Origin of the sequence: Streptomyces sp. NPDC052043 (genome assembly GCF_044548235.1) — a bacterium.
Taxonomy (GTDB): Bacteria; Actinomycetota; Actinomycetes; order Streptomycetales; family Streptomycetaceae; genus Streptomyces.
Map to the genome: position 1 here is coordinate 59,799 of NZ_JBIUBT010000011.1, position 21,848 is coordinate 81,646.

20 protein-coding genes and 1 pseudogene are annotated in these 21,848 nt (G+C 72.0%); 12 read left to right on the forward strand and 9 right to left on the reverse strand.

The window, feature by feature from the left end; genetic code table 11:
* Positions 1-4: 4 nt before the first annotated feature.
* Positions 5-463: pseudogene (locus ACIHCX_RS26050) on the forward strand (IS5 family transposase); the annotation flags it as partial.
* A 208-nt stretch (positions 464-671) separates the two neighbouring features.
* Here ACIHCX_RS26050 and ACIHCX_RS26055 read toward each other — a convergent pair.
* Complete coding sequence (locus ACIHCX_RS26055; RefSeq protein WP_400033430.1) at positions 672-1,304, reverse strand: hypothetical protein; 633 nt, start codon at positions 1,302-1,304, stop codon at positions 672-674.
* A 262-nt stretch (positions 1,305-1,566) separates the two neighbouring features.
* Between ACIHCX_RS26055 and ACIHCX_RS26060 the strand changes: the two genes are divergently transcribed.
* On the forward strand, positions 1,567-2,370 hold the full coding sequence (locus tag ACIHCX_RS26060; protein WP_400033432.1) for an SAM-dependent methyltransferase: 804 nt from the start codon (positions 1,567-1,569) through the stop codon (positions 2,368-2,370).
* Between the two features lie 66 nt (positions 2,371-2,436).
* On the opposite strand, the gene ACIHCX_RS26065 is transcribed toward ACIHCX_RS26060, so the two are convergent.
* Complete coding sequence (locus ACIHCX_RS26065; RefSeq protein ID WP_400033434.1) at positions 2,437-3,141, reverse strand: class I SAM-dependent methyltransferase; 705 nt, start codon at positions 3,139-3,141, stop codon at positions 2,437-2,439.
* 226 nt (positions 3,142-3,367) lie between these two features.
* Here ACIHCX_RS26065 and ACIHCX_RS26070 point away from each other — a divergent pair, with 226 nt between their 5' ends.
* The 4 genes from ACIHCX_RS26070 to ACIHCX_RS26085 all read left to right on the forward strand — a co-directional run bounded on the left by ACIHCX_RS26070 (position 3,368) and on the right by ACIHCX_RS26085 (position 6,868).
* Entirely contained in the window at positions 3,368-4,576 is a 1,209-nt protein-coding gene (locus ACIHCX_RS26070) for a sensor histidine kinase (RefSeq protein WP_400033436.1), read from the forward strand.
* Positions 4,573-5,241: a response regulator gene (locus ACIHCX_RS26075; protein WP_400033438.1), complete on the forward strand. Its 669-nt coding sequence runs from the start codon at positions 4,573-4,575 to the stop codon at positions 5,239-5,241. Before ACIHCX_RS26070 ends, ACIHCX_RS26075 begins: the two co-directional genes overlap by 4 nt.
* Before the next feature lie 83 nt (positions 5,242-5,324).
* Positions 5,325-6,197 (forward strand): amidohydrolase family protein, encoded by an 873-nt coding sequence (locus ACIHCX_RS26080; RefSeq protein ID WP_400033440.1) that lies wholly within the window; start codon positions 5,325-5,327, stop codon positions 6,195-6,197.
* A gap of 179 nt (positions 6,198-6,376) precedes the next feature.
* Positions 6,377-6,868, forward strand: a complete 492-nt coding sequence (locus ACIHCX_RS26085; protein ID WP_400033442.1) for a hypothetical protein — start codon at positions 6,377-6,379, stop codon at positions 6,866-6,868.
* A gap of 131 nt (positions 6,869-6,999) precedes the next feature.
* On the opposite strand, the gene ACIHCX_RS26090 is transcribed toward ACIHCX_RS26085, so the two are convergent.
* Positions 7,000-7,353, reverse strand: coding sequence for an ArsR/SmtB family transcription factor (locus tag ACIHCX_RS26090; RefSeq protein WP_400033444.1), 354 nt, complete (start codon positions 7,351-7,353; stop codon positions 7,000-7,002).
* Positions 7,354-7,461: 108 nt separating this feature from the next.
* The gene (locus ACIHCX_RS26095) at positions 7,462-9,165 is read right to left on the reverse strand and encodes a SulP family inorganic anion transporter (protein WP_400033446.1); all 1,704 of its coding nucleotides are present in this window, start codon (positions 9,163-9,165) and stop codon (positions 7,462-7,464) included.
* 322 nt (positions 9,166-9,487) lie between these two features.
* On the opposite strand from ACIHCX_RS26095, the gene ACIHCX_RS26100 reads away from it, so the two are divergent.
* Together ACIHCX_RS26100 and ACIHCX_RS26105 are read left to right on the forward strand one after the other, a co-directional pair.
* On the forward strand, positions 9,488-10,654 hold the full coding sequence (locus ACIHCX_RS26100) for a PP2C family protein-serine/threonine phosphatase (RefSeq protein ID WP_400033448.1): 1,167 nt from the start codon (positions 9,488-9,490) through the stop codon (positions 10,652-10,654).
* A gap of 211 nt (positions 10,655-10,865) precedes the next feature.
* The gene (locus ACIHCX_RS26105) at positions 10,866-12,071 is read left to right on the forward strand and encodes an MFS transporter (protein WP_400033450.1); all 1,206 of its coding nucleotides are present in this window, start codon (positions 10,866-10,868) and stop codon (positions 12,069-12,071) included.
* Positions 12,072-12,198: 127 nt separating this feature from the next.
* Here ACIHCX_RS26105 and ACIHCX_RS26110 read toward each other — a convergent pair whose 3' ends face one another.
* Together ACIHCX_RS26110 and ACIHCX_RS26115 are read right to left on the reverse strand one after the other, a co-directional pair.
* A complete protein-coding gene (locus ACIHCX_RS26110; protein ID WP_400033452.1) occupies positions 12,199-13,674 on the reverse strand; it encodes an APC family permease in 1,476 nt (491 codons plus the stop codon).
* Positions 13,667-15,358, reverse strand: coding sequence for an amidohydrolase (locus ACIHCX_RS26115; protein ID WP_400033454.1), 1,692 nt, complete (start codon positions 15,356-15,358; stop codon positions 13,667-13,669). The genes ACIHCX_RS26110 and ACIHCX_RS26115 overlap by 8 nt, the downstream gene beginning before the upstream one ends.
* Positions 15,359-15,486: 128 nt before the next feature.
* Here ACIHCX_RS26115 and ACIHCX_RS26120 point away from each other — a divergent pair, with 128 nt between their 5' ends.
* Positions 15,487-16,086, forward strand: coding sequence for a TetR/AcrR family transcriptional regulator (locus tag ACIHCX_RS26120; RefSeq protein WP_400033456.1), 600 nt, complete (start codon positions 15,487-15,489; stop codon positions 16,084-16,086).
* A gap of 46 nt (positions 16,087-16,132) precedes the next feature.
* Here ACIHCX_RS26120 and ACIHCX_RS26125 read toward each other — a convergent pair whose 3' ends face one another.
* Entirely contained in the window at positions 16,133-17,428 is a 1,296-nt protein-coding gene (locus ACIHCX_RS26125) for a condensation domain-containing protein (protein WP_400033458.1), read from the reverse strand.
* Positions 17,429-17,677: 249 nt separating this feature from the next.
* On the opposite strand from ACIHCX_RS26125, the gene ACIHCX_RS26130 reads away from it, so the two are divergent.
* Together ACIHCX_RS26130 and ACIHCX_RS26135 are read left to right on the forward strand one after the other, a co-directional pair.
* Positions 17,678-17,848, forward strand: a complete 171-nt coding sequence (locus tag ACIHCX_RS26130; RefSeq protein ID WP_400033460.1) for a hypothetical protein — start codon at positions 17,678-17,680, stop codon at positions 17,846-17,848.
* Entirely contained in the window at positions 17,845-19,182 is a 1,338-nt protein-coding gene (locus ACIHCX_RS26135) for a PP2C family protein-serine/threonine phosphatase (protein WP_400033462.1), read from the forward strand. The genes ACIHCX_RS26130 and ACIHCX_RS26135 overlap by 4 nt, the downstream gene beginning before the upstream one ends.
* Here the strand turns inward: ACIHCX_RS26135 and ACIHCX_RS26140 are convergent.
* Both ACIHCX_RS26140 and ACIHCX_RS26145 read right to left on the reverse strand, forming a co-directional pair.
* On the reverse strand, positions 19,071-19,589 hold the full coding sequence (locus tag ACIHCX_RS26140; protein WP_400033920.1) for a substrate-binding domain-containing protein: 519 nt from the start codon (positions 19,587-19,589) through the stop codon (positions 19,071-19,073). The two genes, ACIHCX_RS26135 and ACIHCX_RS26140, sit on opposite strands and share 112 nt — an antisense overlap.
* A complete protein-coding gene (locus ACIHCX_RS26145; protein WP_400033464.1) occupies positions 19,471-20,253 on the reverse strand; it encodes an acetamidase/formamidase family protein in 783 nt (260 codons plus the stop codon). Before ACIHCX_RS26145 ends, ACIHCX_RS26140 begins: the two co-directional genes overlap by 119 nt.
* Before the next feature lie 329 nt (positions 20,254-20,582).
* Here ACIHCX_RS26145 and ACIHCX_RS26150 point away from each other — a divergent pair, with 329 nt between their 5' ends.
* Positions 20,583-21,845 carry an MFS transporter gene (locus tag ACIHCX_RS26150; protein ID WP_400033466.1) on the forward strand — a complete coding sequence of 421 codons (1,263 nt, stop codon included), beginning with the start codon at positions 20,583-20,585 and terminating at the stop codon, positions 21,843-21,845.
* Positions 21,846-21,848: the final 3 nt, after the last annotated feature.

The window sequence follows — 21,848 nt, forward strand, 5'->3', positions numbered from 1 at the left end:
CCCCCAAAGCGGTCCCAGTCCGGTCGACCGTGCACGTCCGGGCAGCAAGCACCACGTCCTCACTGACGGCCAGGGGATCCCGCTCGTGGTGTCGCTGACCGGCGGCAACCGCAACGACGTCACCCAGCTCCTACCTCTGCTGGACAAGCTTCCTGCCGTGGCCGGGGTGGTGGGCCGACCCAGGCGCAGGCCGGACGCACTGCTTGCCGACCACGGCTACGACCACGACAAGTACCGGCGCCTGCTGTGGCAGCGTGGCATTCGTCCGGTCATCGCCGAGCGCGGTCAGCGACACGGCTCTGGCCTGGGCGTATTCCGTTGGGCGGTCGAGAGGACGATTGCCTGGCTGCACGGCTTTCGCCGCTTACGCGTCCGCTGGGAACGACGCGACGACATCGACGAATCCTTCCTTGGCCTCGCCATCTGCCTCATCACCTACCGCCACGTTCGACACCTTTGTTAGGACCTCCAAGACCTCAACGGAGCGCTCCGGGCAGGCAGTCGGCGACGAAGCAGGAAACCCCACGGCGCGAGCCATAGGAATCCCCCTCGTTCACGAGGGGGGAGGAAGTCAAGCGTGAGGTACCGGCCGCGCCGCAGCCCACGCGGAGACCCCGCAGTGGAGGGGTCCCCGCCGGGACTACGGCGGTTCAGCACACGACGGCGTGGTCCTAAGCGGCGGATTCGGGCTGCGCCTGGCCCTTGGGGGCGGCCTTGGGCTCCGGCGGGTTCGGAGCGGTGTAGAAGACGGACGTGCCCTGCTTGCTGCGCTGAGCCTGGCTCCGGGCCACCAGGTTTTCGAGCGTGGTGCGCACGACGTTGGTCTTGATGCCGCGGTCGGGATGCGCCTCGCCGAGTGCCGTGGCGATTTCCGCCGCGGAACGCGGCTCGCTCTGTCCGCTCAGGTGGCGGCGGACGAGCTCCGCCAGCGTGGGTTGCGCCTTCTTCGCGGCGGCGTCGTTCTTGGGTGCGGCGCTTTTGGCGGAAGGCTTCTTCGCCGCGGACTGTTTTACGGCCGCCGTCCTGGCCTTCTTACGCGGCTCGGCCGTGGCCTTCTTCCGGGGAGAGGGCACGGAGACCCTGTCGGCGGTCGCGGGCTCAGCGGCTGCCGCCGCGATTCCGAGTGCCTGCTGCATGTTCACCAGGACGGTGTGGTCGTGCTGAAGGGCGGCCAACTGGTCCTGCAGCGCCGTGATTTCCGCCGTGATGCGTTCCTGTTCCTTGACGTTGCGCTCGAGGTCGCTGGTTACCTGGTTGATGTACTGCGACGTCAACTCGGTGGCCTGAGCCGTATTTCGGGGCATCCTTCTCTCCTTGCTTCGTGCCGGGCGAAGCCTGCGTGCCAGGTGTCGAGAGTCGGGCGGCAGGTACTCCGGCCGCGGGGGCTGGCCCAAAGATGATACGGCCGGGTATATCACTCGCTGACCGACTGCGCGGCGGATGACGGGAAACTCCCTCCGTGCGATTCGGAAGAGGAGTTCTTCATGGGCGGGCGCGGCCGAGTAACTCTCATCGAAGTCAAAGGAGTTGAGCGTCAAAAAATGTGCCGTGTGACATGCTTCGATCATGACTGACCGAGACGACCGGAACACAGGACTGCAGACCGATCGCCCGCACTCCGCGCGTGTGTGGGACTACCTGCTCGGTGGTAAGAACCACTATCCGGTGGACAGCCAGGCCGGCGACATGATCCTGCGGACGTTCCCCGAATTCGCGGCCATCGCCCGCCTGCAACGGAGTTTCCTGGTGCGGGCGGTGCGGTTCATGACCCGCGACGCGGGAATCCGCCAGTTCCTCGACATCGGTACCGGACTGCCCACCACGAACAACACCCACGAGGTCGCCCAGGGCATCGCACCCGACAGCAGGATCGTCTACGTGGACAACGACCCCATCGTCCTCGCCCACGCCGGCGCGCTGCTGCGCAGCACGCCGGAGGGCAAGTGCGCCTACCTGGAAGCCGATGTGCGCGATCCGCGAAGGATCCTCACCCAGGCGGCCGAGACGCTGGACTTCGACCGGCCCATCGGCCTGATGCTGCTCAACATCATGGGCCAGCTCTCGGACGAGGAGGAGCCCGAGCGCATCGTGGCCGAGCTGATCGACGCCCTGCCCCGGGGCAGTTACGTGGCCCTGAGCGACGGCACGGACACCAGCGACCAACTCAGGGCGGCCGTCGAGGCGTACAACGCGCAATCCGTCAACACGTACCACCTGCGCTCGCCCGAGCACATCGGGAGCTTCCTGAAGGGGCTGCGTCTGGTCGAACCGGGCCTGGTCAGGTCGGCCGACTGGCGTCCGGATCCCGAGTCCGCCGGCGTCACCCGGGAGCAGGGCCACGCCGCCGGGGCCGTGGGCCTGAAGGAGTAGGACGTCCTCGCATGCCCGAACGTGGTGGGGCGGCGCCGCTCCCCCGCGGTGGCGCCCCTCCCGCGGTCACGCCGCCGGCCGCTCCGCCAGGAGATAACGCGTCCAGGGCCGCACGTCGGCGTACCGCGGCTCGGTGAACCCGACGGAACGGAGCGTCTCCGCGTACTGGCGCACATCGGCGGCGGACATGGGATCCTCCGTCACCTTCCCGTGCGCGGTGCCGTGGGCCATCATCCCGGCCATGGCGCGGGTCACCCGCGGGGCCACCGGACCGGTCGGAAAGGCGTCCGCGACCAGCAGCCGCCCGCCGGGCCGCAGCACGCGGTACATCTGCGCCAGCGCGGTCTCCCGGTGCGCCTCGGCGATGTGGTGCATCGCGAACGTCGACGTGACCACGTCGAACTCACCGTCGGGCAGGTCCAGCGACTGCGCGGCCCCGCGTACGAAGCGGCAGTTGGCCGCCCGGCCCGCGTGCCGGGTCGCGTACGCGACCATCGGCGCGGAGGGGTCGACGCCGACCACCCGGCCGCCGGGCCCCACCGCCTCGGCGAGCCGCCCGGCGAAGACCCCCGGACCGCAGCCGATGTCGAGCACCCGGTCGCCCGGGCGGACGCCGCTCGCCGCCATCAGCGTCGTGTTCAGCGCGCCCCGGCGGCCGCCGAAGATCACCGTGACGAGCAGGTTGTACCGGCGCGCCCACGGGATGAGCAGGCCGGGCTGCTCCGGCTCCCGCACCCCGGCGCCTGTCGTGTCGACTCCGTGACTCCTCATGACCAGTTCTCCTTCCGATGCCCTCGCCGAACCCACTGTCCGCGGTGCCGGCCGAGACGTCCTTCGATGATGGGCGGGCGCCGGGGCCGCCGTCGTCGCCCTGGCGGTGCGACTGCGCGCTGCCGCACCGGGACCACCCGGCCCGGCGGCTACTGCGCCGGGAGTAGGTGCGAAATGGCCCTACGAGGTGACGTGTTGGCGCGCGCAGCGGCGCTACCGTGCGGGGATGGGTATGCGGCTGAGCTTGCGCGGCTGTGCGCGGGACGCGGTGACGGCGGGTGTCGTCGCCGTGGTCTCGCTGGTCGGCTCGGTGGTGGCCGTCCCCGACCGCACGGGCCTCGACGTGCCCGGATCCCTGCTGGTGCTGGTGGGGGGTCTCACGCTCACCGCCAGGAACCGCTTCCCCGTCGCGGTCGTGGCCACCACGGTCGGCTGCCTGTTCGCCTACCACCTGCGCGGCTACCCGGGTGACGGGGCGGCCCTGCCGGTTCTCGTGGCCGTCTACACCGCCGTCCTCGCGGGCCACCGGCTGGTGACGGTCGTCCTGGGCGCGGGCGCGTTCGTCGCGGGCACGGTGGCGCTGAGCCTCACATCCTCCGGCGGCCAGTCCGCCCGGCAGATCGTCGAGGGACGGTTCCTGCTGGTCGGCTGGGTGGTGGCCGCGGTGATGGCGGCGGAGGTCCGGCGCCAGTGGAACAGCAACCTCCGGCAGGCCGAGCAGCGCGCCGCCGACGCCGAGCAGCGGGCGGCCGACGCCGAGCGGCTCCGCGAGGAGTCCGCCCGTCGCCGCGCGGGGGAGGAACGGCTGCGGATCGCCCGCGAGTTGCACGACTCGCTCACCCACAGCATCTCCGTGATCAAGGTGCAGGCCGGAGTGGCCGTCCATCTGGCGCGCAAGCGCGGTGAGAGCGTGCCGGAGGCCTTGCTGGCCATCCAGGAGGCCGCGGGCGACGCGACCCGAGAACTCCGGGCCACCCTCGACGTGCTCCGCGCACCCGGCGAGGCCGTACCCGGCCGGCCCGGGCCCCCGGTCACCGGACTCGGTCTCCTGCCCGTGCTGGTGGAACGGACCAGTTCCACGGGCCTGCCCGCCACGGTGACCGTCGAGGGCGAGCCGAGGGAGCTGCCGCCCGAACTCGACCGGGCCGTCTACCGGGTCGTCCAGGAGGCGCTGACGAACACCGCCCGGCACGCGGGGGCCGCCTCGGCCCGGATCCGTCTCGACTTCCGGCCGGACTCGCTGGCCGTGCGCGTCGACGACGACGGCAGGGCCACCCCCGCGGCGCAGCCGGAGCCGGGCACCGGCCTGACCGGTATGCGCGAGCGGGTCACAGGGCTCGGCGGGCGGCTGCACGCCGGGCCCCGGCCGGAGGGCGGGTTCACCGTCCGCGCCGAGTTCCCGCTGAACGGCACCGGCCCCGGCGGCACCTCGTGATCCGGGTCCTGCTCGTCGACGACCAGCCGCTCATCCGGGGCGGTTTCCGCGCGCTCCTCGACGCCGAGGACGACATCGAGGTCGTCGCCGAGGCCGCCGACGGCGCGGCCGGGGCCGCGCTCGCCGCCGAGCACCTCCCGGACGTGGCCCTCGTCGACGTCTCGATGCCGGTGGTGGACGGGATCGAGGCCACCCGCCGGATCGCCTCCGACCCGGCCCTGTCCGCCGTGCACGTGGTGATCCTGACGAACTACGGCGTCGACGAGTACGTCTACAGCGCGCTGCGCGCGGGCGCGAGCGGCTTCCTCGTCAAGGACATCGAACCCGCCGACCTGCTCCAGGCGGTCCGGGTCGCCGCCCGCGGCGACGCGCTGCTGTCCCCGGCCATCACCCGCAAGCTCATCGCCGAGTACACGTCCCGGCCCCTGTACCCGGGCCCGGGCACGCACTCCCGACTGGAGGTGCTGACCCGGCGCGAGCGCGAGGTCCTCGCCCTGGTCGGCCGCGGCCTCAGCAACGACGAGATCGCCGCCCGGATGGTGATCAGCTCCTCCACGGTCAAGACCCACGTCAGCCGCGCCATGACCAAGCTCGCCGCCCGCGACCGCGCCCAACTCGTCGTGGCCGCCTACGAGTCCGGCCTGGTTACCCCTCGCGGCATGTGACGGATCCCTCACCGCGCCCCTTGGGGAAATGCTGGCCCACCCCCTCACCGGGGCCGATCGTGGGCGCTATGAACGATCACCGCATGGCATCCCTGGAGGTCCGCCGCTTCTGGGAACGGCTCGGTCTGCCCGGGCTGATCGACGTCCACACGCACTTCATGCCCGAGCGTGTCCTGCACAAGGTCTGGGACTACTTCGGTGCGCAGGGACCGCTGACCGGCGGGCTCGAGTGGCCGATCACCTACCGCGCGGACGAGGCGGAACGGACCGCCGTCCTGCGGGAGTTCGGCGTCCGGGCCTTCACCGCGATGCTCTATCCGCACAAGCCCGGCATGGCCCGCTGGCTGAACGGATGGGCGGCCGACTTCGCCCGCCGCACCCCTGACTGCCTGCACACCGCCACCCTCTATCCGGAGCCGGACGTCGAGACGTACGTCCGCGAGGCCGTCGAAGCGGGTGCGCGCGTGTTCAAGGCGCACGTACAGGTGGGGGCCTACGACCCGGCCGACGAACTCCTCCAGCGGGCATGGGGGTTGCTGGCCGAGGCGCGGGTGCCCGTGGTGATCCACTGCGGCTCGGGGCCCGCGCCCGGCAAGCACACCGGACCGGAGCCGATCGCACGGGTGCTGGAGCGGCACCCGGGGTTGCGACTGATCGTCGCGCACATGGGGATGCCCGAGTACGAGGAGTTCCTCGGCCTCGCCGAACGGTACGAGCAGGTACGGCTCGACACGACGATGGCGTTCACCGACTTCACCGAGGGGTTCATGCCGTTCCCGGCCCGGGCCCTGCCCCGGCTGGCCGGACTCGGCGACCGCATCCTGCTCGGCTCCGACTTCCCCAACATCCCCTATCCCTACGTGGACCAGCTCCATGCCCTGGAACGCCTGGGGCTCGGACAGGAGTGGCTGCGGGCCGTGTGCCACGACAACGCGGCACAGCTGTTCGGGGTGTGACCCGCACCCGCGGACAGCCTTCGCGAGAGCGCGGGCCGCACCTGTGCGGTGGAGTGCGCCAGGGCCGAACAGCCCGACTTCGAGACCGACGGACCCCTGCTTTCGAGGCCGACGGACCCCTGCGCGCGCCCGCCGGTCATGACGATGATCAAGCGCATGGGGAGAAGGGAAAGCCACCAGTGATCGCTGTTGTAGGGCACGCCGATCTCACCGCCTCGACGCTGGCTCTGCTGGAGGAGGAACTGCGTTCCCGTCTGGCCGCGTTCGCCCAGGCGGGAACGTCCGGGCTGGTGCGCGCCGGGAAGGGACTGCCGGTGGCGTTCGGGCGGGCCGCCCGGAAGGCGGGACTGGCCCTGGTGACGGTCCTGCCGTCCTGCGGCGAAGTGCCCGCGCATGTCGCGGAGCCGGACCGGAAGGCGGCCGGGGAACTGCTGTTGCTGTCCGAGCAGGTGCGGCTGGTGGAGTACGACCCCGGTGACCGCACCTCGTGCGTGACGGCCGACGAGGGCCTGCTGCGCTCGTGCGCGCGGGTGCTGGCCGTCTGGGACGGCTCCCCTTCCTCGGGGAGGGATGCGACGGCGCACCTCGTGGCCTACGCCCGCAGCCACGGTGTGGCCGTCGAGGTGCTCTGGCCGCAGGGCGCGGAACACGACACCGCCCACAGGGCGTAGGGCCGGTTGCGGACGTCCCGCCTGCCCCGTGACAGGCCCTGGCCCCGACCGCGACACCGCACGGGCCGCCTCCCCGGGGCCGGCGGCCGTCCGGCGACCGCGTCACGGGGACGGCCGCTGTCCGGCGACCGTCACGGGGACGGCGGCTTCCTCTCCGGCCGGCCCGCCCGCAGATCGGCGAGCAGCTCCGCCTGCCCCGCCAGCACACCCGACAGGATCGAACGCGCCACCCGCATCAGCTCCGCCACCTCCTGATCGGCGAGCGAGTAGTACACGTTCGACCCCTCCTTGCGGGTCCGCACCAGGTTCGCCCGCCGCAGCACCGCCAACTGCTGGGACAGGTGCGCCGGCTCGATCCCGACCTCGGGCAGCATCTCCGCGACCGCGTGCTCGCGCTCACTGAGCAGCTCCAGGACGCGGATGCGCGCCGGGTGCCCGAGCGTCTTGAAGAACTCGGCCTTCAGCTGGTACAGGGGCGTACTCACCCTGCCGTCCCCTTCCCGGTACCGCACGACAGGAACGGCTGGACCACTGGGCATCGCATCCCTCTACTCGTCAAGAACATGCGCCCTATCCTCGCGTGTCCCGCCGCGTCACTGTCCAGCCGGTGCCGTCGGCTCGGCGGGCAGGACTCCGGCGATGTGCAGGTGGTCGCGGGCGGCGTGGATCGCCTCGGGCGTGTTGGCGTAGTCGCGGCCCTCGTGCCGCAGCAGCTCCAGAGCGCCGACGGAGCCGAGGACCTGCCGCTGCTCGGGACGGATCCCGGAGGCCAGGACGACGATGCCGCGCCGGTTCAGCTTCTCCACCGCGTCCTTCAGGACCAGGGCGCCGGTGGCGTCCATCGTGGACACCCGCGACATCCGCAGGATGACGACCTTCACGTCCGCCACCTCGGTCAACTCCAGCAGGAAGCGGTGCGCGGCGGCGAAGAACAGCGGACCGTCGATGCGGTACGCGACGATGTGCTCGGCGAGCAGCTGGTGCTCCTCGTCGGTGTGATCCCCCCGGTCCAGGGACACCTGGTCGAAGCGGGTCTCCCTGGCCACGGCCCGCAGCGCGAGGGCCCCGGCGGTCAGCAGGCCGATGATCACCGCGTACACCAGGTCCAGGGCCAGTGTCGCCGCCGCGGTCAGGACGAGGATCACGGCGTCGGACCGCGTGGCCCGGGCCATCGCCTTCAGCGAGCCGACCTCGACCATGCGGATCGCGGTGGCCAGCAGCACGCCGGCCAGCGCCGCCAGCGGGATCTTCGACACCAGGGGTGCCGCCGCGAAGACGATCACCGCGAGGACGGCGGCGTGGACGAGGGCGGCCAGCCGGGAGCGGGCACCCGTGCGGACGTTCACGGCGGTGCGTGCGATGGCTCCGGTGGCCGGGACGCCACCGAACAGCGGGGCGGCGATGTTGGCCAGGCCCTGGCCGAGCAGTTCCCGGTCCGGGTCGTGCCGCTGCCCCACGGTCATCGCGTCGGCGGCGGCCGCGGACATCAGCGACTCCAGTGCGGCCAGCGCGGCCACCGCCACGGCCGGGGCGAGCAGTGAGCCGAGCGAGCCGGCGTCGAAGAAGGAGAGGGAAGGCGCCGGCAGCCCCGCGGGCAGGTCGCCGATCGGCTTCGCGTCCAGCCCGGCGACCTGGGCCACCACGGTGGCGGCGATCACGGCGACGATGGAGAACGGCACGGTCGGCCGCCACCGTGCGCCGGCCAGCATGACCACGACCACGGAGACCGCGAGCCCCACGGCGGTCCAGTTCGGCGCCTTCACGAACTCCTCGACCGCGTGCCAGGTGATGACGAGCACCTTGTCGCCCTCGGGCTTGGGCACGCCCAGCGCGTTCGGCACCTGCTGGAGTCCGATCACTCCGGCGATGCCGAGCGTGAAGCCCTCGATCACCGGTGCCGGCACGTACTGCATATAGCGGCCGGCCCTGAACGCGGCGAGGACGACGAGCATCACGCCCGCCATCAGACCCACCGTGAGGACGGCGGTCGGACCGTACTGGCCGACGATCGGCACCAGGACCACGGTCATCGCCCCGGTCGGGCCCGACACCTGGAGATTCGACCCGCCGAACACGGCGGCCAGCGCGCCGGCGACCACCGCGGTCGCCAGGCCCGCCTCGGCACCGAGCCCGGAGGACACCCCGAAGCCGAGGGCCAGCGGCAGGGCCACGATCGCCACCGTGAGCCCGGCGAGCAGGTCTCGGCGCGGATCACGCCGCATCTGGGACAGATCGGAGCGGGAGGGAAGCGAGGACGTGATCCGTGCCCGGACCGCGCCGGCGGGAGTCGTGCTCATCCGGCGGTGACCCCGGCTTCCTTGATTTCGGCCTTCGCCTCGCACAGCGGAACCGACACGCCCCCTCAGCTTCCCCTCGTACAGCCCCCTCGGGGGCGAGCCACACAGAAGCTGTGCCCCCGGCTACCTAGGGGCACAGCGAACACAGCATCTAAGCAATTGCGAAATTTGGCAATTGCGAAATCCGTTGTGTTCCGTTTGTGTGGATTTATCGATGGTGTGTCGCCGAACCGGGCAGACACCGACCACGCCCGGGCGGCCCCGGGCCCGGTGTGTCCGGACAGACATCCAGTTTCCGGGGCGAATCGTGCACATTGGATGCATGCACGTTGGGCAGCACCTCGGCCGTGTACGGCGCCTTTGGCAGTCGAGCCATGCGCTGGTGGCGATCCCCCTCGGGCTGATCCTGGTCATCACGGTCGCGGATCTGCGCACGCCCGAATCGATCAGCCTCGGTCCGCTGCTCGTCGCGGCACCCGCCATCACCACCTCCTTCGCGGGACCGCGACTGACCGGACTGATCGGAGTGCTGGCGGTGGGGGCGCACGTCCTCATCTCCTCACTCCAGGGCGGGCTCACCGCCGTGACCCAGATCGCCGCGATCACCGGCCTCGCGATCCTCTCGGTCTTCGCCGTGTTCGTGTGCTGGGTGCGCGACCGGCGGCAGGAGGAGCTCGCCCAGGTGCGGTCCGTCGCCGAAGCCGCCCAACGTGCCCTGCTGCGCCCGCTGCCCCACCGGCTCGGCCCGCTGCACATCGCGTACTCGTACCTGGCCGCCGAGAAGGAGGCCCGCATCGGCGGTGACCTGTACGCGGTGGCGCGCACCGAAGGCCGCACGCGCGTGATCATCGGGGACGTCAGGGGGCACGGTCTGGCCGCGATCGGCGAGGCGGCCACGCTGCTCGGCGCGTTCCAGGAGGCCGCCCACCACCACGCCACGCTGCCCGCGCTCGCCGACGCCCTGGACCGGAGTGTGTGCCGCTACCTCACCCAGTTCCCCGAAGCGGACGACGAGGCCCAGGAGCACTTCATCACCGCGTTGCTGCTGGAGATCCCCGACCACGGCCGCGTCGCGCGGGTGACCCACTGCGGGCATCCGCCGCCCCTGCTGATCAGGCACGGCCGGGTGACGAGCGTCATGCCTCCCCACCCCTCGCCTCCCCTGGGGATGTTCGTGCTGGGGCCGGACGTGCGCACCTCGCACACGTTCACGTTCGACGCCGGCGACACCCTCCTCCTCTACACCGACGGCGTGGTGGAGGCACGCGACCGCGACCGGGCCTTCTATCCCCTGGAGGAGCGGGTCACCGAGTGGGCGAGGAGCGGTCCCGAAACGCTCGTACGGCACCTCCACCGGGATCTCCTCGATCATGCCGACCGGGCACTCAGCGACGACGCCGCGCTTCTCGCCATCCAGCGCTCGTCCGTGCCGCCCGGCGAGCGCCGGTTCGACGAGCTGTCCTCCCGGACGGACGTGCGCAGGGCCTGAGCGGCCGAGCTGTGGGAGCCGGGCGGAGCGGCCGGTGGACAGCCCCGTAGGCTTCTGCCGCCACACGTCGCCGCCGCTGGGGCGGGCGCCGCGGTGGCGGCGGTGCCCGGCGCGGCACCGATGGCCGAGCAGTTCGCGAAAGGGGGCCGGTCCTGTACGGGAAGACCGACCGGTGCGTCAGCCCGGACACCCACCGGCCCGGGGGGAGACCATGAACGCCGTTACGCAGCGCGGCGCGATCGCCGCCGTACAGGTCCTCGGCCTCGCCGTCTGGTTCTCCATGTCGGCGGTGGTTCCCACCCTGCGCGGCGAGTGGGGGCTCGACTCGGCCGACGCCGTGTGGCTGACCGCCTCGGTCCAGCTCGGCTTCGTCACCGGCGCGCTCACCTCCGCCGCGCTCACGCTCGCCGACCGTCTTCCACCCCAGCGCCTGCTGGGCGGCGGAGCTGCCGCGGCCGCCGTGTGCACCGTGCTGCTGGCCGTGTCGGTCGATCGGCTCGCCACAGCCGTTCCCCTCCGCTTCGTGACCGGGGTGTGCCTGGCCGGCGTCTATCCGGTCGGCATGAAACTCATGGCCTCCTGGGCCCCCGGCGCCGCACGCGGCAGGTCCATGGGGGTGCTCATCGCCGCCCTGACACTCGGCTCGACCCTGCCGCACCTCATCGCCGGCATCGGGTCACTGCCCTGGCGGGGCGTGCTCCTGGTCGCGTCGGCCGCCGGACTCCTGGCCTCCTGCGTCGCGCTGGCCTTCATCCGCGTCGGCCCCCACGCCGCCCCGGCCGCGCCCACCCGCAACCCCCGCTACGCCCTGACCATGTTCACCCAGCGCGGCCCCCGTTCGGCCAACCTCGGATACTTCGGGCACATGTGGGAGCTGTACGCCCTGTGGACCTGGATCCCCGCCTTCCTCGCCGCGACGGACCGCGCCCGTGACCTTCCCGGATCGGTCGAGGTCACCGTGTTCCTCACCATGGGCGTCGGCGGTGTGATCGGCTGCCTGCTCGGCGGCTGGGGCGCCGACCGCTTCGGACGCTCACCCGCCGCCGTCGCGGCCCTGCTCACCAGCGGTCTGTGCTGCCTGCTCTCACCGCTGCTCGTCCACTGTCCGCCGGCGCTCCTGGTCGCGTTCTGCGCTCTCTGGGGCGCCGCCGTGATCGCCGACTCCGGAGTGTTCTCCACCGCCCTCAGCGAAGTCGCCGACTCCCGCTACGTCGGAACGGCCCTCACGGCCCAGACCGCGATCGGTTTCGCCCTCACGGTCGTCAGCATCCAGCTGACCCCCCTCCTCGCCGACGCCGTCGGCTGGCGCTACGCGTTCCTCCTCCTGGGCCCCGGCCCCCTGGCCGGCGCCTTCGCCATGCGCGCCCTGAGGAGACCGTCCGGCACCGGCACAGTTGCGGGGCTGCCCGCACAGTGAGCGCGGGTGGCACTTCGTCGACGGGTTCGCCGGCCCGACCGGCGCGTCACCGGCACAGCGGTGTCCCCGCCGGTGCCGTCGGTGCGGTGCGCCCGGGCCGCTCACGCGCCCGAGCGCTGCCGACGGCTCACTCCTCCAGGTTCAGCGTCCGCACCGGGCGGCGGAATCCGCCCGTGCGGAGGGTGAGGATCCCCACGCCCACCAGCGCCCAGACGACGCCCACGACCTTGGCCGGGGTGTCCAGGCTGACCCACAGGGCCACGTTCACGACGAATCCGAGAGCCGGCAGCAGCAGTTGCAGTACGGCGGCCATGGGTCCGCGGGCCTGTGCCCGCCCGGCCCGCCGGTCGCGCACCCAGAACCCGATCACCGCGAGGTTCACCGCGGCGAAGGCGACGTAGGCGCCGAAGTTGATCAGCGACGCGGCGCTGCCGAGGTCCAGGAAGACGGCGGAGGCGGCGATGAGACCCACGACGAGCACGTTGGCGGCGGGGACGCCGGTGCGCGGATCGACCCGTCCGAAGACCGCGCGCGGCAGCATGCCGTCACGGCCCATGGCGAACAGCAGCCGTGCCGCGCTCATCTGCTGGGTCAGGCCGCACCCGAGGACCGCGGTGAGGTAACCGCCCACGAACACCGCCTGGAACGCGGCACCGCCGATGTACTTGGCGATCTCCGGCGAGGCGCCCACGATGTTGCCCACGGCCGAGACATCGGGGAAGAGCGTCTGCATGGCGTAGGTGATGGCCAGGAAGAACACCCCGGCCGCCGCCACGATGAGCAGGATGGCCCGCGGGATGTCCCGGCGGGGCTGCTCGGCCTCCTCGGAGAGGGTGGAGACGGCGTCGAAGCCCAGGAAGGACAGGGCCAGCAGCGAGGCGCCGCTGAGCAGGGCGGGCAGTGGTACCGAGGCCGGGTCCCAGCCGGTGGTTCCGAAGGACTCGCCGTGGGTGGTGATGGCCCGTACGGCGAACACCAGGAAGGCGATGGCCACGCCGGCCTGGATGACCACGAGCGCCACGTTCACCTTGGCGGCCAGCTTCACGCCCACCAGGTTCAGCGCCGTGCAGACCACCACGGTGGAGAGCACCCACACCCACGCCGGGACGCCGGGCAGCACGGCACCCATGTAGATCGCGGCCAGCAGGGCGTTGAGCATGGGCAGCAGGACGTAGTCCAGCGTCGCGGACCAGCCCACCAGGAAGCCCACGGGCGCCCCCAGCGACTTGCCGGCGTACGTGTACACGGATCCGGCGGAGGTGATGCGCCGGGCCATCCGCGCGTAGCTGAGCGCCGTGAGCCCCACCGCGACGAGGACGGCCAGGTACGCCAGCGGCACATGGCCGTCGGTCGCCTCGGAGACCAGACCGAAGGTGTCGAACACCGCCAGCGGCGCCATGAAGGCCAGGCCCAGGAAGACGATGTGGCGCAGCTTCAGGCTGCGGCGCAACTGTGCGCTGTCCGGGGCGTCCTGGGCCCGGTCGGGGCCGGCGGCGGTCGCGGTGCCCTGCCCGGTGCCGTCCGCTGCGACGGGCGGGCGGTGCGCCGTGGCCTGTGCCGCGGCGCCCTCGGCGGTGTGTGGGGGAAGGTTGCCGTCAGACATGGGCGTGACCGCCTTCGGCGTGGGTGGAGCAGGAGGTGAGCGCACTGTAGTGGCCGGCGGTGGCGCGTGCCGTGGCGGCCTCGTGGACCACCTCGCCGCCCACCCAGGTGACCTCGGCCCGCTGCTGGAGCAGCGCCGCCGGGTCCGGTTCGAGCGCGTAGAGGTCCTCGGACCACGCGACGAGGTCGGCCTTGGCGCCCTCGCGGATCACGCCGTACTCGCCCTCCCGGTGCCAGGCCCAGGCGCCCTCGGCGGTGTAGCCGCGCAACGTGTCGTCGAGCCCCAGGCGCTCCGCCGGGGTCCAGGCGTCGCCGCCGTGCAGACCGGCACGGGTCAGGGCCGAGTAGATCCCGATCAGGGGGTCCATCTCTCCCACCTGCCAGTCGCTGGAGAGGGCCACATGGGCACCGGAGGCCATCAGCGAGCGCAGTCGCCAGGCACGCTCCCAGCGGGCCTCGCCGACGTTCTCCATCCAGGTGCCGGCCACGAGGTCGGGGGAGCAGTGGCGCGGCTGCATGCAGGCGGTGACGCCCAGATCGGCGAAGCGCGGCAGGTCCTCCGGGGCGAGGCACTCGACGTGCACGATCCCGTGGCGGCGGTCGCGCGTGCCGTTGGTGCGCGCGGCGTGCTCGATGGCGTCCAGGGCCAGGCGGATGCCGCCGTCGCCCGTCGCGTGGGTGTGGGTCTGGAAGCCGAGGCGGTCCAGTTCGGTGATGACCTGGGTGAGTTCGCCCAGTGGTGCGGAGGGGTGGCCGCGGTGCCCGGGCCGGTTGGCGTAGTCGTCCAGCATCCAGGCGTTGTGGGGCTCGATCACGTCGTCGGCGTAGAGCTTGACCGGGCCGAAGGCCAGGCGGTCACCGCTCGGGGCGGCGTCGGCCGCGGCACGCAACTGCTTCCGGAACGCGCCGTCGGACCCCATGGGGTGGAAGAGCGCCGCGATGACGCGGGAGCTGAGGCGCCCCTCGTCCCGGGCGCGCCGGAACAGGTCGATCTCGGCCAGCGGGACCTGCGGTTCCACCACGGTGGTGATGCCGGCGGCGGTGGCCATCTCGAGGCTGCCCAGCAGCTTGCGGTAGCGCCGCTCGGGCGAGTACATGGGGATGTCGCGCTGGAGGCCGGCCAGGCCCGCCGTCGTCATGGCGCTCGTGTAGAAGTCGGTGACCCATCCGGTGGCGCGGCCGTCGGCGTCCCGCTCCGGGCGGCCCCAGGGGATGTCGCCGCCGTCGTCCAGACGCAGCGCGCGCACGGCGGCGTCGTTGAGCCACACCGAGTGCTGGTCGTAGGTGGTGACGAAGACGGGGCGGGAGGTGATGCCCGCCAGGTCGCGGGCGTGGGGGCGGCGGCCGTGGACCACCGAGTACACGGCGTTCTCGGCGCAGACCCAGGTCAGGTCAGGGCGGGCGTCGGCGAGTTCGGCGATGCGGCGGCGGACCTCCTCGAGGGTCTCGGCGCCCTCGAGGCTGACCGCGTCGGGGTCGAAGCCGAGCAGCAGGTGGTTGTGGCTGTCGACGATGCCCGGAGTGAGGAGGCCGCCGTCCAGGCGGCGGTGTTCCCGGGCCGCGGGGGCGTCGGCCTCCTCGCCCACGAAGGCGATGCGCCCGCCGGTGACGCCGACGGCGCCGGCCCACGGCCGGGCGTCGTCGAACGTGCGCACACGGGCGCCGGTGATCAGGGTGTCCAGCATGGTCGTCCTTGGTTCTGAGCCGCGCCACGCACGCGCGGCGAAGGTGCGCCGAGACGATGCGCGCGTTTTTTGTCATTGGCGTCAAAGAATGTTTCGAGTCTCATGAGCATCTCGGCTACTGTCAAGGGATGGCCCGCCCAAAAAAACAGGACGAACGCCGCGCCCACCTCATCCAGGCGGTCATCGACACGACAGGAGAGACCGGGCTGCGCTCCCTCTCACTCGCGGACGTGGCGCGCAAGGCGGGGCTGACCCGAGGAGCTGTCCTCTACTACTACGACGACCTCGACGCGCTGCTGAGCGAGGCCTATCGCGCGGGCATGGAACGCTTCTGCGACCGGCGGGACGCGCTGCGGGGCACGATCGAGGACCCGGCGCGACTCCTCGGGGAGACGATCCGCGCCGGACTCCCGACGGGACCCGACGACGCGCTGATGCGCCTGCTGTACGAGTTCGACGTGCTCGCGGAGAGTTCCCCGCTGCACACCAAGCTGGTCGAGTCGATGTACGAGCGGCAACTGGTCACGTACCGGACCGTGCTCGAACTCGGCGTCGACGCCGGGGCGTTCCACCTCATCCTGGACATGCCGACGGCGGCCCTGAACCTGGTGGCGCTGGAGGACGCCTACGGACTGCACATCGTGGCGGGCAACGGCCAGATCAGCGTGCGGCGGGCCGTCGAGGCGATGTGCGACGCCGCGCGGGCGTTCGGCGCACCGGCCGCGTGAACACCGCGTCCGCCGGGGGCACCGGCTCGTAGGCCGGCCCCGACCGTCATCTCGCGGGCGGTGCGGGGCGGGTGAGGTCCAGGTCCTCCATGCCGGGTGCGCCGATGGTGACGGTCAGGGTCCGCAGAAGAGCGTTCGCCAGGTGGCCGGCCTGTTCGCGGGTGTACCAGGCGCGAGGCTGGACGAGGTCCAGGCAGAGCGCCTCGTCGTGGCGGGTGACGAACAGCGTGGGGACGGGACCGGGAGGGATCGTCAGGACGTGCGGGCGCGTGGCGGTCAGGCCGGCCGGCAGCACGGGCGGAGCGCAGTAGGGGGCGACATTGCTGACGGCCGCGGTGACGGCCGCGGAGGCCAGCCGGCTCAGCATGTGCGCGGTGGCCAGGTACTCGAGTTCGGCGTGGCCGGCGTCCAGGGCCGTTCGGAGCTGGCGGCCGATCTCCGCGGCGGTCGTGCCGAGGCCGGTTTCGGGGCCGACGGTGACGGTGGCGGAGGCGGTGGAGGCGGCGAAGGCGAACTCGTCCGCCGGCAGGGGAGGACGCAGTCGTGACCGCAGGTCGACCGGGACGAGACAGGTCAGTTGTTCCAGGCCGTCCTTGGGGGAGAGGAGGCCGCGGACCGCGGTCACCGTCATGGCGCAGAGCAGGTTGTTGGCGCTCGTGCCGTGGCGGTGCGCCGCACGGGTCAGCGCCTCGGTCTGCTGAGCGGACAGGGTGAACCGGTGGCGGTGGGCTCCGTCGACCGGCCCCGGTCCGCCGTCGCGGGCGGCCCGCGGGAAGAGGACGGCCGGCTGCGACGCGTCCAGCCGCGCCGACCAGTGCGCGGCATAGGCGGTGACGTCGGCGGGACTGTGCCGGGTGAGCAGGTGCTCCTCCAGCGGCCGGGGCAGTCCGGCGGACTCGGCGGGAGGTGTGGTGCCGCCGCCCGCGGCCAGCTCGCGGTAGATCCGCCACAACCGCTGGTGCAGCGCCAGCATGCAGGCGCCGTCGCTGACGGCATGCCAGGCCAGCAGGGCCAGCGTGTGCTCGCGGGGACCGTCGCGACGCAGCAGGACGCGCAGCACCCGGTCGCCGGGCCGGAGGAAATGGGCGTCGTGCGAGGCCCACCCGTCGGACGCGAAGCCCAAGCCGACCGGCTCGTCAGTGGTGTCGCGCCGTAGGACGAGGCCGTCGGATCCCTCGGCGATGCGAGCCGACAGGACCGGCATCCGGTGAGCCAGCACCTGGACGGCGTCGCGCAGCAATCCGGTGTCCAGGTCCCCGTGGAGCGTCCAGCCGGCGACGGTGGGACTGCCGGTCGCGGCCATCGCCGCCTCGCTGGGAGCCAGTGCACGCTGCAGACTCAACTCCGCCCCTCCCGTGGACTCCTTCACCCGCCGGGCCGGCCGCGCGCCGGCCCGCGGAAGCACAGTCGACCACGGGCCCCGCGTGAGCAGGAGGGGTCACGGCGGGCGCACGGGAGCGCACCGTGCGGCGAGACGCCGGCGGGGTGGCACCGGGGGCGGGGGAGCCTCACGGCTCCGCGGGGTGGGGCATGCCGCTTTCGGAGTAATGTGCGGTATGAGTTGTCTGCTCGTGTCACGCTGTGATCTTGTGTGATCCCGGTCGTGCCGGGGGGCCGGGTGCACCGGGGCGACGTCGGCCACCCGGACCTGGACAAGAAGGGCGCCAAGTTGGTGTTCAAGACCTCCACCGAGTCCCGGCTCCGCGCGGCGATCCCTGCCCGGCTCACCGAAAGCGGTCCACGGTCCACCGGGCGGTCATGATGGCCGGGCGCGACGACGAGCCGCGGCGGCCGGCGATCCCCGACCTGGGGCAGCGCCTGAACGAGGAGCTGGACCAGATCAGCGAGCGGCTCCAGGCACTGGCCGCCGCCAAGGACCGGCTGCAGGGCCTGCTGAACGCCGTGCTGGCGATCAGCCGGGAACTGGACCTTCCGTCCGTGCTGCACCGCATCGTCACCACCGCGATGGACCTGGTCGGCGCCCGCTACGGTGCCCTGGGGGTGCTGCACGAGTCGGGCGACCACCTGGAGGCCTTCGTCACCGCCGGACTGTCCGAGGAGGAGCGTGCCGCCCTGGGCGACGTGGACTTCCCCCACGGCCGTGGGGTGCTCGGGCTCCTGATCCATCACCCCGAACCGCTGCGCGTCGCCGACATCGGCTCCCACTCCGCCTCCGTCGGATTCCCGGCCGGACACCCCTACATGCGCACCCTGCTCGGGGTGGCCATCAGCGTCCGCGGCGAGATCTACGGCGACCTCTACCTCTCCGAACGCCATGACGGGCGCCCGTTCGACCGGGCGGACGAGGAGGTTCTCGTCGCCCTCGCCAGCGCCGCGGGCATCGCCATCGAGAACGCCCGCCTGTTCGGCCAGATCCGCGACAGCGCCGAGACCTTCCAGCGCATGCTCCTGCCCACGCTCCCGGACCTGCGACCCTTCACCGCCGCCGCGATCTACCAGCCAGCCGCCGAGCCCAACCGCCTGGGCGGGGACTGGTACGACGCCGTCATCCTGCCCGACGGGGCTCTCGGTGTCGTGATCGGAGACGTCGTCGGCCACGACCTCCACGCGGCCGGTGCCATGGCCCAGACCCGCAGCATGCTCCGGGCTCTGCTCTACGACCGCCGCACCCCGGCCGGCGGCATCCTCCGCCAGCTCGACATCACCCTGCACGCCACCACCGAGAACCCGGTCACCACCGCCCTGCTGGCCCGTATCGAACCCGACGGGCACGGTGGCTGGACGCTGCAGTGGAGCACCGCGGGCCACCTGCCCCCTCTGCTGGTCACCCCGGACGGGCGGGCCGTGTACCTGGACGCCGCCCCCGGCGTCCCCCTCGGCGTCAGCACCGACGAGGTCCGCCCCGACCACACCCGGGCTCTGCCCGCCGGGTCGGTGGTGATCTTCTTCACCGACGGACTGATCGAGCACCCCGCCCACTCCATCGACGACGGCCTCGACGCCCTGGCGGCACTCGCCACCACCTACGCGGACCAGCCGCTGGAGGACTTCGTACGGACCCTCGCCGCCCACCACCCCAGCGACGGCCACGACGACATGGCCATCCTCGCCCTGCGCACCCCACCTCCCGCATGAGCACGCCGCACCGCCACCCACCCGCGCCGCGGCGTCCGCGTCAGAGCGGCACGCTTCCCGGCGCGCTGCCGGTTCGACTCCCTGATCTCCAGCCGGGTCGGCAGCACCAACGGCCGCCCCGCGACCGGGTCCCGGCCGTCCATGGCCCTGCGCAGCTCCCGCGCACCGAGGCTGCCCAGCTCGAACGAGGGCAGCTTGACCGTCGTCAGCGACGGCTGCACGATCCGGGACATCGGCCGGTGGTCGGAGCCGGCCACGGACACCTCCTCGGGAACCCCGACCCCGAGGTCACGCGGCGCCGCCAGTGCGCCGAACGCCTGGAGGTCGGAGCCGCACACCAGCGCGGTCACTCCCGCGTCGCGCCAGGAGGGCCAGTCGCGAGCCACGCTGTCGTAGGCCGCCTGCACGTCGATCGGGGAGCGCGCCAGCACGACGCCCACCCGCTCCGATCGCTTCGTCGAGGTTCTCGTGGAAGCCGTGCACCATCATCTCCGTGTCCGTCTCCAGCAGCGGTGTGCGGATGCGCAGGTTCTTGTGCAGGACGAACTGGAGCATCACGTTCAGATGCCCCTCGATCGCCGTTCCGGAGATTTCGCCGTCGCCTTGGGCGAAGTGGGTGTCGCCTGCCCAGAACAGCGCCGAAGGAACCTGGACGGGATAGAACATGCGGGTCCCCGGAACGAAGCTGCGGTTGTCGACGTTGCCGCCGAACTCTCCCGGTGGCACCGTGTGGATCCGGCCGCTCCGGGCCAGTGCCACCCCGGCGGTGCCCATGTGGGGGCGCAAGGGGACACTGACCCCGCGCAGCACGGATTGGCGGACGACGGTGTGCGGCTCGATGAGTGTGCCGGGGTGCGGCGGCTCGTCGGCGTAGGGGTACGCGTACTGGAACAGGCCCTTGGCGGTGCCTTGTTGCCAGTCGGCCTCGTAGACCACCACGTGCTCGTGGGACTCCAGATCGGTGGCCGTCGCGTGGTCGAGCGGGGCGCGCACCGGTCCGTACAGCAGCCCCCAGTTGGCCTGGAAGTTGACGCCGTAGGGCAGGCGCGGCTCGGCCTGAAGGAATGTCATCCGTGGTGTGGCACTCGTACGAGGAACCTGGTGTTGCTGCCTGCTGGCCGCCGTACGTACCGGGACGGCGGGGGCACCTCACGTTGTCGAGGGGTCAACCTCGGCAGTATTGCATACGATATGTTGTAGACCAAAGAGGCGGGGAGTGCGTGGATGCGGAGCCGGACGTCACGGCGCTCGTGGGTGTGGCGAATTGGTATACCGTTTGCCTGTGCCCGCGTGCTCCCGTGCGCAGGCTCGTGATCTGCGGTGGCAAGGTCGCCGCCCGCGATGGGCAGAGCCTGCTGCGAACCCTTCCCGTCCACATCTTCACCCGAGAGGTTCTTCAGGTGCCGTCTGCGTCAGACGCCTCCACTCACGGGCCGGGCCTGCGTGGCGCGCTCGCCTCCATGCGGGGCAACCGGCCCTTCCAGCGGTTGTGGCTCTCCAACGTGTTCTTCTTCGGCGGAGTGTGGACCCAGACCCTGGTGCTCGGCTGGCTCGCGTTCGAGCTGACGCACTCGGAGTTCCTCGTCGCGGTGTTCACCGCCGCTCGCCTGGCACCGATGCTCCTCGGCCCGGTGGCCGGCGCGTTCGCCGACCGGCACAACCGCGTCCGGCTGCTCGTCGTCGCCTGCGCCTGGGCCACGGGCGCGGGCACCGTGGTGGCGGCACTGGCTACAGCGGGCCTGCTGCCGTACTGGGTCCTTGTCGTCGGCGGCCTCGCCATCGGCCTTGCCCAGTCCCCGTCGCAGCCGGCCCGAGCCTCGGTGGTGCTCGAACTCGTGGGGCAGGAGAAGCTCTCCAACGCCAACGCGCTCAACGCGATGGCGATGAACATGACGCAGGTGATCGGCCCGGGGCTCGGCGGAGCCATGATCGCGACGATGGGTGTTCCGGCTGCACTGTGGGTCTCGACCGCCTGGTACGGAGCCTCACTGGTGCTGCTTTTGCCTCTGCGCGGGTACGGGAAGGCCGTCCACGACCACGCGCAGTCGGTCCGTGAGATGGTCGCCGGCGGACTGCGGATCATCGCGCGCAGCCGACTCGCGGTGGCGGTGCTCGTCGTCACCCTGGCGGCGAACACCCTGTTGTGGCCGGTGTACCAGGCCTTCATGCCGGTCTTCGCCGAGGAGTCCCTCGGGCTCGACGCCGTGGGACTCGGCGCACTGCTGACGTGCTGCGGCGTCGGGGGACTGGTCGGTTCACTCGTCATCGCCGGTCTGGGTGACTTCCCTTGCAAAGGTGGCCTGTTCGTCTTCGGCACGGCGGTCTGGGCCGCCCTGTGGGCGGTGTTCGCCCTGTCCCGCACGGTGCCGTTGTCGTTCGTGCTCATGTGCGTCATCGGCCTCACCAGCGCGGCCTTCGGGGTGCTCCAGACCACGCTGCTGCTCCTCACGACCGATTCGGCCGTCCACGGCCGGGCACTGGGCCTCCAGGAACTCTGCATCGGCGTCATGCCGGTCGCCACCCTTGCCCTCGGCGCGACGGCGGAGCGGGCAGGGGTGGCCAGAACGGTCTTCTGCGCGGCTCTCCTCCTTGTCTGCGGACTCGGGGTTCTGGCGCTGCGTGTGCCGGCACTGCTGACGTTCAGTGGCCGCCGTACTCCGTGACGA

Excerpts from the sequence above, each read along its gene's own strand:
- ACIHCX_RS26055 (WP_400033430.1), bottom strand. The coding sequence starts at position 1,304 with ATGCCCCGAAATACGGCTCAGGCCACCGAGTTGACGTCGCAGTACATC.
- ACIHCX_RS26060 (WP_400033432.1), top strand. The coding sequence starts at position 1,567 with ATGACTGACCGAGACGACCGGAACACAGGACTGCAGACCGATCGCCCG.
- ACIHCX_RS26065 (WP_400033434.1), bottom strand. The coding sequence starts at position 3,141 with ATGAGGAGTCACGGAGTCGACACGACAGGCGCCGGGGTGCGGGAGCCG.
- ACIHCX_RS26070 (WP_400033436.1), top strand. The coding sequence starts at position 3,368 with ATGGGTATGCGGCTGAGCTTGCGCGGCTGTGCGCGGGACGCGGTGACG.
- ACIHCX_RS26080 (WP_400033440.1), top strand. The coding sequence starts at position 5,325 with ATGGCATCCCTGGAGGTCCGCCGCTTCTGGGAACGGCTCGGTCTGCCC.
- ACIHCX_RS26095 (WP_400033446.1), bottom strand. The coding sequence starts at position 9,165 with ATGAGCACGACTCCCGCCGGCGCGGTCCGGGCACGGATCACGTCCTCG.
- ACIHCX_RS26100 (WP_400033448.1), top strand. The coding sequence starts at position 9,488 with ATGCACGTTGGGCAGCACCTCGGCCGTGTACGGCGCCTTTGGCAGTCG.
- ACIHCX_RS26105 (WP_400033450.1), top strand. The coding sequence starts at position 10,866 with ATGAACGCCGTTACGCAGCGCGGCGCGATCGCCGCCGTACAGGTCCTC.
- ACIHCX_RS26110 (WP_400033452.1), bottom strand. The coding sequence starts at position 13,674 with ATGTCTGACGGCAACCTTCCCCCACACACCGCCGAGGGCGCCGCGGCA.
- ACIHCX_RS26115 (WP_400033454.1), bottom strand. The coding sequence starts at position 15,358 with ATGCTGGACACCCTGATCACCGGCGCCCGTGTGCGCACGTTCGACGAC.
- ACIHCX_RS26120 (WP_400033456.1), top strand. The coding sequence starts at position 15,487 with ATGGCCCGCCCAAAAAAACAGGACGAACGCCGCGCCCACCTCATCCAG.
- ACIHCX_RS26135 (WP_400033462.1), top strand. The coding sequence starts at position 17,845 with ATGATGGCCGGGCGCGACGACGAGCCGCGGCGGCCGGCGATCCCCGAC.
- ACIHCX_RS26145 (WP_400033464.1), bottom strand. The coding sequence starts at position 20,253 with ATGACATTCCTTCAGGCCGAGCCGCGCCTGCCCTACGGCGTCAACTTC.